Consider the following 11,261-nt stretch of genomic DNA (forward strand, 5'->3'; position numbering starts at 1 on the left):
CCAATAAATTTATTACTATGAAATGGACAGACGACAGAGGCGGAAACGTTGATGACCGCCGTGGTTCCGGAGGCGGAGGAATGATCGTAGGCGGAGGCCTTGGAACATTAATTATAGCTGCTATTGTTTTCTTTTTAGGAGGTGATCCTTCAGGTATACTTAATTCCGGCAGTGTGCAATCCTCCGGAAATACCGGAGAGCAAAGAGAACTTACAGCCAGTGAAAAACAAATCGGTGAGATGGTCAAAATGATGGATGCCTGGAACAGCCAGACCTGGAGCCAGGTTTTTAAAGAAAACGGGATGACCTATACCGATCCGGGGATTGTGCTTTTTGAAAATACAACAAATACAGCATGTGGAACTGCCCAGTCTGCCATGGGTCCTTTCTACTGCCCTGCAGACCAGAAGGTATATATGGATATGAGCTTTTTTAACGAATTACAGCAAAGGTTTGGAGCACAGGTTACAGAATTTACGGTAGCTTATGTTCTTGCCCATGAAGTAGGCCACCATGTCCAGACTCTTTTAGGTACTACACAAAAAGTAGATGCCCTCAGAAGAAGCGGAAGATATTCTGAGGCAGAAATGAACAGGGTATCGGTTGCTACAGAACTACAGGCTGATTTTTATGCAGGGGTTTGGGCCAGACGAACAGATGACACCAAACATATTCTGGAACCCGGAGACATTCAGTCTGCCATTGACGCAGCACAGGCTGTTGGAGATGATAATATCCAAAAAAGATCCCAGGGATATGTAAATCAGGAAAGCTTTACCCACGGATCTTCAGCCCAGCGTAAAGAATGGTTCATGAAGGGTTACAATACCGGAGATATCAGACAAGGAGATACCTTCAACCAGCTCTTAAAATAAAAGAGAACTTATTATACAACATTTACCCCCTGAAATTATCAGGGGGTTATTTTTTTTCTTTATTAGAAATTCTAAAGTCTTCATATTGTATGCTCTTCGCCTTATTTGTATATGTGTACAATAGAAAATAAGTATGCACATTACAATTTTACCTTAATTATTCTCCAATAGAATAATTCTCCATATACTATTTTTTCGATTTATTTATAATTTAACAAATTATAACATTTCAAAATTAAGTTTATATGCATACAATATTGTATGTAAATCTGCAACATAATTACAAATAATATAAACAATTGGAATAAAATTTATATTTATTTTTGAAATCATTCAACGTTGAAATATTTACCATTGGTCTTAGGAGTGCACAGTAATAGGATCTAAAACAGGTAAACTATATCTGGATATCCAGACAAATGAACTATTTAATTAAAATTTAAAGAAAATGAAAAAACTAAATGTTTCGCAAATGGAAGATTTGCAAGGCGGAAGTATCCGCGACTGTAATATAACAGCAATTATTGCTGGAGGAGTAGGTGCTATTATCCCAGCCGTTGGCGTGGGAGCAGGGATCTGGGCCCTTGGTTGTTATCTTTATTCAATGTAAATATAAAATACACATTATGAAAAAGTTAGAAAATAAAAACATGGAAGCCATAAAAGGAGGAAGTCCTAAAGACTGCTGGAATGGAGCGGTTGTTGCAACATTGATTAATCCTGTTTTTGGCTATAACCTGGCATGGTCTTGCTGGGTTTCATCCTGGTAAATAATATTATGGCAGCGTCAACACAACTTAAAGAGAAAAGGAGTTTAATTATCTTATTTTATATTCCTGTTTTATATATGGCCTATCATATATCTGCATTATCCTTCGGGGCATATACATTCTTTTTTATTGTTGGTATGTCCTGTCTGTTTACATTAATAATAAGTAAAAATACCACTTTTAAAGATATTGTTTTCTCCATCATATGTGGCCTTTCAATATTTTTTACAGGTTTTTTACTTTATAATATGTAGAAGGAATATTAGTCTTATTTATAATAAGGATGATATATTATTTATTAACTATTGGTTTTATTTAGAGAGGGGGTAACTTCCCTCTCTTTTCTCAACTCCCAATCCGTATTTACCGGATAGCAGAATGTGTATACATCATAGGACATTTGTAATGGCGGCCTATCAGAATATCTATGTTCAGATTCAGCTGAACTATAAATATAAAACAGAACCTGTATTCCAGGTTATCTCCAATTTATAAAACACAAACTAAGAAATTCAATTTGTATAGATACAATATATTGACTGTACAATAATTACTTAATTAATGAAAAAACATGAGAAATTTAATTCTTTTCACAAGCATCGTCTCTTTCTATTTCCTGCTCACTTATCTGGATAAGCATTATATTACCACAAGCTCAAAAATCTTCGATTTCTTATCTAAAGATTATCCTGACGAAATAGTTCAAGGCTATATAGAAAGTCAAAAAAAATGGTGGTGGGTAAGCTATATAACAACGTTTATTTTAATTGGAATTAAGATAGCATTAGTTACCTTCTGTCTCAATTTTCTCAAATTACTGGACCTTCCGGGTTTAGAAAATATAAAATTTACAGACTTAATGACTCTTGTTTTAACAGCAGAATTTGTGTTTATTATTGCTGGTTTTTACAAGTTTGCCAACTTTTACGGGATTGATACAGACTATACACTGGAAAGCCTTCAGACTTATTATCCGATCTCACTGCTGAATTATAAGGAATATATTTCTTCCGAAAAATGGATTGCATATCCTCTACAATTGGTAAATTTTTTTGAACTATTCTATTGGGGAATTCTTGCCTGGGGAATTCAGGAACTTTCTGGAAAAAAAATCAGCTTTAAAAAATCTTTTGTCCTTACTGCCCTTACTTATGGCACTGGTTTGTTATTTTGGGCAGGGATAATCTCTTTCATGGTATTAAACATCCAGTCTTAATATGGAAAAGAGATTCGTTTTAAAAATAACAGCTATTATTATACCTGTTCTGCTAATTGGAATGATTCTTTACCTTTTATTCTGTTTTCAAAAAAAGAATGAGAGAATAAAAACATTAAAAAACATTCCTGTCTTCAGTCTTAAAACAATTGACAATACATTATTTGAGTCAAAAGGCTTAATAGGGCCTTATAGCAAAGTTATCATTTATTTTAACCCGGATTGTGATTATTGCCGGAAAGAAGCAAAAGAGCTTTCTAAAATACACTACAAATATACTGAGGTTCAATGGATTTGGATTGCCAGCGAACCGATAACCGAAATTAAAGAATTTGCTTGCCAATACAATTTGGACCAGTATCAGAATATTCAATGGTGCCAGGATGAGCAAGCCAGGCTTTATCAGACATTTGGAATGAACAGCATCCCTTATTTTTTAGTTTATGACCACAATAACAGGCTTATTAAAAGATGGTCAGGAGTAATAAAGCTGGAAAAATTACTGTCAGAAACCTTACATGAAAAAAAATAAACTTATACAAAAAACCTTTTCACTTCAAAAAGACCTTACCGATTGTGGTGTAAGCTGTCTTCAATCCCTGGTAAAATATTATGATGGGAATATTTCACTGGAAACCCTCCGGGAGAAAAGTGGCACAGGAAAAACCGGAACAACATTACTGGGGCTTTATCAGTGCGCCACAGAAATCGGCTTCGAGGCAGAGGGTTGTGAAGGGGATATCGATACACTCATCAAACATGGTGCACCAGTTATTTTACATGTTATTATCGATCAAAAATATGAGCACTATGTAATCTGCTATTCTTTCAATGATAAGAATAATCAGTTTTATATCGGGGATCCTGCAAAGGGATTAGAATACTGGAAAAAAGAATACCTGAATGAGGTTTGGGTATCCAAAACGTGTCTTACCCTTAAACCGGCTTTATTATTTGAGACCAATACAGTAATTGAGAAAAAGAAAAAAGTTTGGCTAAAACATCTTATTAAAGAAGATCAGGAAGCCATTTACACGATTATCATACTTGGATTTATTTTTACTTTGTTGGGAATGTCTATGTCTGTATTCTCACAAAAACTAATTGATGATATCCTTCCGAAACAAAAAATTCACCTTCTTCTGTTAAGCATCTCTTTTCTTGGGTTTCTTCTTTTTGCAAGAATTGGTATCCAGGCTTTGAGAGAACTATATAACATTAAACAAAGTAGGTCATTCAATGAGAGAATCAACAAACAGTTTTACTCCTCACTTCTCCACCTCCCTAAAATATTCTTTGATACCCGGAAAATTGGAGACTTCGTAGCACGACTGAATGATACCCAGAGAATTCAAACTGTTATAAAACAATTGATAACCAATACTGTTGTTGACACTTTAGGGGTTCTGATATCCATAGGTTTTCTTTTTGCCTACGCCTGGAAGCTTGCAGTGGTTTGTATTATTATATCTCCCATTGTCTTTTTAATACTGTTTAGTTTTAATAAAAAAATTATTGAAGCCCAGAGTAATGTAATGCAATCTTACAGCGCACGCGAATCTAACTATATTGACAGTATAAAAGGAATAGATGTGATCAAAGCATTCTCAAAGCAGTATTTATTTGAAAAAAGAAATGAGGCCGTTTTCAGCCTTTATCAGCGCAGGGTATTTGAACTTGGAAAACTTAATCTTACCATATCATTATATTCAGGAGCAGCTTTGGTTGTTTTTCTTCTTCTCATCATAGGATTATCGTCTTACGGGGTACTGAATGGTACTATTAAAATTGGTGAACTTACTGCTATTATAGGAATTTCTTCTTCACTTCTTTCTTCTATTACTAATCTTGCACTGATTACAATTCCTCTACAGGAAGCAAGAGTCGCTTTTAACAGGATGTTTGAATATTCTTCTTTGAAAAAAGAAGAAACAGAAGGAAAAGAGATTAAAAATATAGATTCCATTGATGTAATAAACATAGATTTCAGATTTAATGGCAGAAGCCGGCTTCTTCATCGGATAACTCTTTCCCTGGAACAGGGAAAAGTCACTTGTGTTCTTGGAGAAAGTGGTTGTGGTAAAACCACTTTTACAGAAATTCTGCAAAAAAATTATTCTCCCGAAAATGGAGCGATCATTATAAATAACAACATCAACTTAAAAGATATATCAATTCAGGCATGGCGAAGTTTAACCGGTGTTGTCCCCCAAAACATTCAGCTATTTAACGGAAATATACTGGAAAACATTATTCTCAGTGAAGAAGTTAATGAGCATAAATTACAGAAGGTTATCTCATTAGGCTTTGATGCTTTTATTGATTCATTACCTCAAGGGTTCTTCACCCTGGCAGGTGAAGAAGGTATTAATTTATCAGGAGGCCAGAAACAACTGCTTGGATGGATGCGTGCGTTGTATCATGACCCTCAATTCTTAATTCTGGACGAACCCACCTCTTCTCTGGATAAGGAGAACAGAATGTTTATCTGTAAACTGATTGAGAAGATAAAGTCTGAAAAAATCATCATGATCATCAGCCATCATCTGGAAGAAGTAAAGGAAATGTGTGATGACATGATCATCATTAATAAACCAAAAGTTCCTGATCTTGGCTAAGATCTTAATTTTATACAAAAAAATCCCTGAATTTTTCTTCAGGGCTTTTTAATTATTGCAGTTCGATTGGATTACTGCTCTTCTTCACTTCCTCTTTTACCCGTTCTTCCATTCTCTTCCTCATATCTGCAGGATTCTGATTTCTTCCGCCTGCTCCACTTCTGCCTCCAGTCCGTATGGTAGTAGAAAAGCTGCCTTGTCCCCCACCCTGGTTCATAAATGCTGCCGGATCACTTTTATACTTTTGCTGCTGCTTTACAAAATCAGCTCTTTTTACCTTAATTGTATTTCCAAACTGGTTCAGCTCCGGAAATTCAGCAATCTTATAATTCTTCATCAGGTCAAAAGAATAATCTCCTTTCTCATCTTCCACTTTCACCACTAATCCCGGAAGCCCGCCAAATTTATAAGGCCCATCCTGATAGGGAAGATCTGTAGTGAACCATGCCGTCCATTTTCTTCCAGCAAAATCCGTTTCTGCCTTTTGAACCTTATATTCCCCGATTTTTGTGGTTTCTGAAGAAATCGTCCAGCTAAGCGGTCTGTCTTCTTCATAGGAATACATGTCTCTCCCGATACGGTCTTTAAAAAAAATTTTCTGGTTTGTTTTATCTTTTTCAACAGAATAATTAATACTGGTTCTCAGGTTTTCCATCTGATCCCTGTTAATACTTCCTCTTCCACCACCTCCCTGGAAAGCTTTCTGCATAATAGAATCTCTTTTGATCCGGTTTTCAGAATAAAAAACTGACTTCTCCGGAGAAATATCCAAATATGCATTTTCTGTCTTAACTTCACTTTTATTTTCAGCATCAGGCTTCATCGTTACCTGATACACAAACCTGTTTACCTGTGCTGAAATATGCTGTATAAAGAGGGCCAGAGCAATAATGCCTAATTTTTTCATTTTTGAATTATTTATGTTTTGGATTTCAAAAGATTACCAAGGTTAAAGCCATCAATAATAAAAATCGATAAAATAAAAATGCTGATTTTTATATCCTGATTTTTGTTCGTATTTTTGCATCATTAAATCATTCTAAATAAATACAATGATAAAAGTATCAGACCAAGCAAAGGAGAAAGCCATCCAGCTGATGACAGAAGATGGTTTTAACCCTGCTGAAGATTATATAAGAGTGGGAGTTAAAAGCGGAGGGTGCTCCGGACTGGAATATGTTTTAAAATTTGACAACCAAAAGACAGATACGGATCAGATTTTTGAAGATAATAACATTAAAATTGTTATAGACAAAAAATCCATCCTTTATTTAGCAGGGACAACTCTTGAATATTCAGGAGGATTGAACGGAAAAGGGTTTGTATTTAACAACCCTAATGCATCCAGAACATGTGGATGTGGTGAATCATTTAGTCTTTAGAGAAAGACATTGGATACTAGAGATCTGCATTCAGGCTTATCTGACCGCTGAAATCTAAAATCTGAAATCTAAAAAATAATAATGAGTAAATACACTGAAGACGATTTAAGAGTCGATCTAGAAAATAAAAAATATGAATTCGGTTGGGAAACGAAGATTGATTATGAAGATTTCCCGACTGGTCTGAATGAGGACATCATCCGTGCAATCTCTGCAAAAAAAGAAGAGCCTGAATGGATGACGGAGTGGCGTCTTGAATCTTTCAAAATCTGGCAAAAAATGGTAGAACCTGAATGGGCTAATATCAAATATGAAAAGCCGGATTTTCAAGCAATCCGCTACTATGCTGCTCCAAAAGTAAAACCTGAACTGGCAAGTCTTGACGAAGTAGATCCTGAGCTATTGAAAACTTTCGAAAAGCTGGGGATTAATATTGAAGAACAAAAAAGACTTTCAGGTGTGGCAGTAGATATTGTTATGGACTCAGTTTCTGTGAAAACTACTTTCCAGGAAACACTGGCAGAAAAAGGAATCATTTTCTGCTCGATTTCTGAGGCTATTAAAAACCACCCGGACCTGGTAAGAAAATATCTTGGAAAAGTAGTTCCGAGAGGTGATAACTTTTATGCAGCACTAAACTCCGCAGTATTCTCTGACGGAAGTTTCTGTTATATTCCTAAAGGTGTGAAATGCCCGATGGAACTTTCTACATACTTCCGTATCAACCAGGCAGGAACCGGCCAGTTTGAAAGAACACTTGTCATTGCAGATGAAGGAAGTTATGTTTCTTACCTTGAGGGTTGTACAGCGCCTTCAAGAGATGAAAACCAATTGCACGCAGCAGTTGTGGAGCTGATTGCCTTAGACAACGCTGAGATTAAGTATTCAACAGTTCAGAACTGGTATCCCGGGAATGAAGAAGGAAAAGGAGGAGTTTTCAATTTTGTAACAAAAAGAGGGCTTTGTGAAAGGAATGCAAAAATTTCATGGACACAGGTGGAAACAGGTTCTGCAGTAACATGGAAATATCCATCTTGTATTCTGAAAGGTGACGGGTCAATCGGAGAGTTCTACTCTATTGCTGTAACCAATAATCACCAATATGCAGATACAGGAACAAAGATGATCCATATTGGAAAAAATACAAAATCTACCATCATATCCAAAGGAATCTCTGCAGGAAAATCTCAAAACTCATACAGAGGACTGGTAAAAGTAATGCCATCAGCGAAAGGAGCAAGAAACTTTTCTCAATGTGATTCTTTGTTAATGGGTAATGAATGCGGTGCCCACACCTTTCCTTATATTGAAATCAAAGATCCGTCTGCACAGTTAGAACACGAAGCTACCACTTCGAAAATCGGAGAAGATCAGATTTTCTACTGCAATCAGAGAGGAATTGATACAGAAAGAGCAATTGCACTGATCGTAAATGGTTTCAGTAAAGAAGTCTTGAATAAGCTTCCAATGGAGTTTGCCATCGAAGCACAAAAATTACTGGAAATTTCATTAGAGGGATCTGTAGGATAAAAAAATATGATAGCGACAGAACGATTAATTTTAAGGAAGCCCGTAGAAGAAGACTTTGCAAGGTTCTTTGAGATTAATCATGATCCTGAAACCAATAAGCATAACCCAAGCGGGCCAATGAATCTGGAAAAAGCAGAAAGCACATTTATAAAAATGCTTGAACATTGGAAAAAATATCATTTTGGAAGCTGGGCAATTGTTGAAAAGGATAATCCTGAAAACATTATAGGTTTTGGAGGTCTGAGTTATAAATTATATGGAGAGGAAGAAAAGCTGAATCTTGGTTATCGTTTTGCTCCCGGGGCATGGGGGAACGGATATGCCACAGAATTCACGAAAAAAGCTATAGCCTTTGGATTGAATGACAGCAATAAAGAAGAAATATTCGGAGTTGTTCGTCCTGATAATATAGCTTCCGTTAAAGTTTTGGAAAAGGCAGGAATGACCCAAATAGGAACACTTAATGATGTTCCCGGTCAACCTGAAAGTTTAGTATATAGAATTCAAAAATAATTTGTTTAAGCAAATAAAATGTTAGAAATTAAAAACCTTCACGCCAAAATTGAAGATGGCGCAGAAATATTAAAGGGTATTAATCTTGAAATAAAACCGGGTGAAGTTCACGCTATCATGGGGCCGAACGGAGCCGGTAAATCCACACTTTCTTCTGTAATTGCCGGTAAGGAGGATTACGAAGTAACCGGTGGGGAAATTCTTTTCGAGGGAGAAGATATCAGTGAAGATGCTCCTGAAGAAAGAGCTCATAAAGGGATTTTCCTTTCTTTCCAGTATCCGGTAGAAATTCCAGGGGTTTCTGTTACAAACTTTATAAAAGCAGCCCTGAATGAAACCAGAAAAGCTAACGGGTTGGAAGAAATGCCGGCGAAAGAAATGCTTGCTTTAATTCGTGAAAAATCTGAAAAGCTGGGAATCAAAAAAGATTTCCTTTCCAGATCACTGAATGAAGGATTCTCTGGTGGAGAGAAGAAAAGAAATGAAATTTTCCAGATGATGATGCTTAATCCCAAGTTAGCTATTCTTGATGAAACAGATTCAGGATTAGATATTGATGCTTTAAGAATCGTTGCTGATGGAGTAAATTATTTTAAAAATGAAGGAAATGCAGTTCTTCTGATTACTCACTATCAGAGATTGCTTAACTATATTCAACCTGACTTTGTTCACGTTCTGGCCAATGGAAAAATCATCAAAACCGGTGATAAATCCTTAGCCCTTGAGCTTGAAGAAAAAGGGTACGACTGGCTTCTTAACTAAGAGGGAAACCGGTCATTTCAGAGATTAAAGTTTTAGCAGCCTCCTGAACTGAAGGCTGGCAAAATGAAGAACCTCTACTTAAAAAATCAGATTCCATATTCCCTGGAATGGCAATATTTTAGTTCAAATAAAAAGAAAAAATGGTGCAAACCACAGATATACCAGTAATGGCATTAAAAGAACAGATTATAGAGAACCATAATGAATTTTTGGAGAGTCTTCGTCACAGGTTTCTGGATGATGAAAGAAAAGCTGCTCTGCAAAGATTTGAAAACATTGGTTTTCCAACAAAAAAAGACGAAGAATATAAATATACCAATCTGAAGGAGATCACGGAAAAAAGCTATAGCTTCTTCCCGAAAGAGAGCCATAACATCACTAAAGAACAGTTTGACCAACTGCATTTAGGAGAGGAACATTTCGATTGGATTGTTTTTGTAAACGGTACACTTCACAAAGAATTATCAAAAATTTCAATTGAAAATGCAGAATTTCTTTCATTCAATTATGCACTGAATGATGAAAAACATAAAGAAGTTTTTGATCAGTACTTTAACAGTATTGCATCTAAGGATCTTGCTTTCACTAATTTGAACCTGGCGTACTGTAAATATGGGTTCTTTTTAAAAGTTCCTAAAAATGTAGTCATTGAAAAACCTATTCATATTTTCTACATTTCTCAGAACCAGGAAGAAAATACGTTTTACAATACCCGAAATTTACTGATCGTAGAAGAAGGTGCAAAGGTAGAAGTTATTGAAAGCCATCATAATTTTGACAGCACATATGTGTTGACGAATTCTGTAACAGAAATCTTCACATATCCCAATGCCAAAGCAGACTGGCATAAGTTACAGAATGATAATAATACCTCCTATCTTATTGACCACACTTTTGCAAAACAGGAAAAAGACAGTCTGACTACTGTAAATACATTCTCCTTTGGTGGAAAACTGGTAAGAAATAATCTGGATTTCATTCATAATGGACAGAATATCAATTCATTTATGAACGGAATTACAATTATAGGAAAAGATCAGCTGGTAGATCATCATACAGCAGTTCACCACAATTATCCGAACTGTGAAAGCTATCAAAATTATAAAGGTATTTTCGATGGCAATGCTCATGGGGTTTTCAACGGAAAGGTCTTTGTTGACAAAATTGCACAGAAAACGAATGCATACCAGCAGAATAATAACGTTTTGCTAAGTGAAGGAGCAAGCATAGATACAAAACCACAATTGGAAATCTTTGCTGATGATGTGAAATGCTCTCATGGATGTACAGTAGGACAACTGAACGAAGATGCCCTATTTTATCTGAGAGCCAGAGGAATTTCTAAAAAAGAAGCTCAGGCCCTGCTCTTGTATGCCTTTGCTAATGATGCCATGCAAAACATCGATATCGAGCCGCTTAAGGAAAAGATATCAAAGTTACTGGCCGAGAAATTAGAAGTAGATATAGAATTTTAAACGTTATATAGTTGATAATAAAAGAGGCTGTCTCAAAAGTGAGGCAGTCTTTTTTTGAGCATAAAAAAAGGAAAGCTTTTGCTTTCCTAATATTTGCAAATTGATTAATTTGCTGTGTGT

12 protein-coding genes are annotated in these 11,261 nt (G+C 35.8%); 11 read left to right on the top strand and 1 reads right to left on the bottom strand.

Annotated elements, in window-relative coordinates:
• Window positions 1–17: 17 nt before the first annotated feature.
• From ypfJ to DRF59_RS03890, 6 genes are all read left to right on the top strand, one after another.
• Complete coding sequence (ypfJ, locus tag DRF59_RS03870; RefSeq protein WP_115956976.1) at window positions 18–875, top strand: KPN_02809 family neutral zinc metallopeptidase; 858 nt, start codon at window positions 18–20, stop codon at window positions 873–875.
• A 472-nt stretch (window positions 876–1,347) separates the two neighbouring features.
• Window positions 1,348–1,485, top strand: coding sequence for a hypothetical protein (locus DRF59_RS20695; RefSeq protein WP_157967430.1), 138 nt, complete (start codon window positions 1,348–1,350; stop codon window positions 1,483–1,485).
• Window positions 1,486–1,501: 16 nt separating this feature from the next.
• Window positions 1,502–1,645 carry a hypothetical protein gene (locus DRF59_RS20700; RefSeq protein WP_157967431.1) on the top strand — a complete coding sequence of 48 codons (144 nt, stop codon included), beginning with the start codon at window positions 1,502–1,504 and terminating at the stop codon, window positions 1,643–1,645.
• A 571-nt stretch (window positions 1,646–2,216) separates the two neighbouring features.
• The gene (locus tag DRF59_RS03880; RefSeq protein ID WP_115956980.1) at window positions 2,217–2,861 is read left to right on the top strand and encodes a hypothetical protein; all 645 of its coding nucleotides are present in this window, start codon (window positions 2,217–2,219) and stop codon (window positions 2,859–2,861) included.
• A gap of 1 nt (window position 2,862) precedes the next feature.
• On the top strand, window positions 2,863–3,393 hold the full coding sequence (locus DRF59_RS03885) for a peroxiredoxin family protein (RefSeq protein WP_115956982.1): 531 nt from the start codon (window positions 2,863–2,865) through the stop codon (window positions 3,391–3,393).
• Window positions 3,380–5,479, top strand: coding sequence for a peptidase domain-containing ABC transporter (locus DRF59_RS03890; protein ID WP_115956983.1), 2,100 nt, complete (start codon window positions 3,380–3,382; stop codon window positions 5,477–5,479). The genes DRF59_RS03885 and DRF59_RS03890 overlap by 14 nt, the downstream gene beginning before the upstream one ends.
• Window positions 5,480–5,531: 52 nt before the next feature.
• Here the strand turns inward: DRF59_RS03890 and DRF59_RS03895 are convergent, their stop codons facing one another.
• Window positions 5,532–6,386, bottom strand: a complete 855-nt coding sequence (locus DRF59_RS03895) for a GLPGLI family protein (RefSeq protein ID WP_115956985.1) — start codon at window positions 6,384–6,386, stop codon at window positions 5,532–5,534.
• A gap of 145 nt (window positions 6,387–6,531) precedes the next feature.
• Between DRF59_RS03895 and DRF59_RS03900 the strand changes: the two genes are divergently transcribed.
• The 5 genes from DRF59_RS03900 (at window position 6,532) to sufD (ending at window position 11,141) form a co-directional block, all read left to right on the top strand.
• Entirely contained in the window at window positions 6,532–6,861 is a 330-nt protein-coding gene (locus tag DRF59_RS03900) for a HesB/IscA family protein (protein WP_115956987.1), read from the top strand.
• Window positions 6,862–6,942: 81 nt separating this feature from the next.
• A complete protein-coding gene (sufB, locus tag DRF59_RS03905) occupies window positions 6,943–8,391 on the top strand; it encodes a Fe-S cluster assembly protein SufB (RefSeq protein WP_115956989.1) in 1,449 nt (482 codons plus the stop codon).
• A 6-nt stretch (window positions 8,392–8,397) separates the two neighbouring features.
• The gene (locus DRF59_RS03910) at window positions 8,398–8,904 is read left to right on the top strand and encodes a GNAT family N-acetyltransferase (protein WP_115956991.1); all 507 of its coding nucleotides are present in this window, start codon (window positions 8,398–8,400) and stop codon (window positions 8,902–8,904) included.
• A gap of 18 nt (window positions 8,905–8,922) precedes the next feature.
• Window positions 8,923–9,666, top strand: coding sequence for a Fe-S cluster assembly ATPase SufC (gene sufC / locus DRF59_RS03915; RefSeq protein ID WP_115956993.1), 744 nt, complete (start codon window positions 8,923–8,925; stop codon window positions 9,664–9,666).
• Window positions 9,667–9,833: 167 nt separating this feature from the next.
• On the top strand, window positions 9,834–11,141 hold the full coding sequence (gene sufD, locus DRF59_RS03920) for a Fe-S cluster assembly protein SufD (RefSeq protein WP_115957033.1): 1,308 nt from the start codon (window positions 9,834–9,836) through the stop codon (window positions 11,139–11,141).
• Window positions 11,142–11,261: the final 120 nt, after the last annotated feature.

The sequence above is a fragment of the Chryseobacterium flavum genome, from assembly GCF_003385595.1.
Taxonomy (GTDB): Bacteria; Bacteroidota; Bacteroidia; order Flavobacteriales; family Weeksellaceae; genus Chryseobacterium; species Chryseobacterium flavum.

What these genes read in the sequence shown, in the direction of transcription:
- sufD (WP_115957033.1), top strand. Translation starts at nt 9,834, where the DNA reads ATGGCATTAAAAGAACAGATTATAGAGAACCATAATGAATTTTTGGAG.
- DRF59_RS03885 (WP_115956982.1), top strand. Translation starts at nt 2,863, where the DNA reads ATGGAAAAGAGATTCGTTTTAAAAATAACAGCTATTATTATACCTGTT.
- DRF59_RS03890 (WP_115956983.1), top strand. Translation starts at nt 3,380, where the DNA reads ATGAAAAAAAATAAACTTATACAAAAAACCTTTTCACTTCAAAAAGAC.
- ypfJ (WP_115956976.1), top strand. Translation starts at nt 18, where the DNA reads ATGAAATGGACAGACGACAGAGGCGGAAACGTTGATGACCGCCGTGGT.
- DRF59_RS03900 (WP_115956987.1), top strand. Translation starts at nt 6,532, where the DNA reads ATGATAAAAGTATCAGACCAAGCAAAGGAGAAAGCCATCCAGCTGATG.
- DRF59_RS03910 (WP_115956991.1), top strand. Translation starts at nt 8,398, where the DNA reads ATGATAGCGACAGAACGATTAATTTTAAGGAAGCCCGTAGAAGAAGAC.
- sufB (WP_115956989.1), top strand. Translation starts at nt 6,943, where the DNA reads ATGAGTAAATACACTGAAGACGATTTAAGAGTCGATCTAGAAAATAAA.
- DRF59_RS20700 (WP_157967431.1), top strand. Translation starts at nt 1,502, where the DNA reads ATGAAAAAGTTAGAAAATAAAAACATGGAAGCCATAAAAGGAGGAAGT.
- sufC (WP_115956993.1), top strand. Translation starts at nt 8,923, where the DNA reads ATGTTAGAAATTAAAAACCTTCACGCCAAAATTGAAGATGGCGCAGAA.
- DRF59_RS03895 (WP_115956985.1), bottom strand. Translation starts at nt 6,386, where the DNA reads ATGAAAAAATTAGGCATTATTGCTCTGGCCCTCTTTATACAGCATATT.
- DRF59_RS20695 (WP_157967430.1), top strand. Translation starts at nt 1,348, where the DNA reads ATGGAAGATTTGCAAGGCGGAAGTATCCGCGACTGTAATATAACAGCA.
- DRF59_RS03880 (WP_115956980.1), top strand. Translation starts at nt 2,217, where the DNA reads ATGAGAAATTTAATTCTTTTCACAAGCATCGTCTCTTTCTATTTCCTG.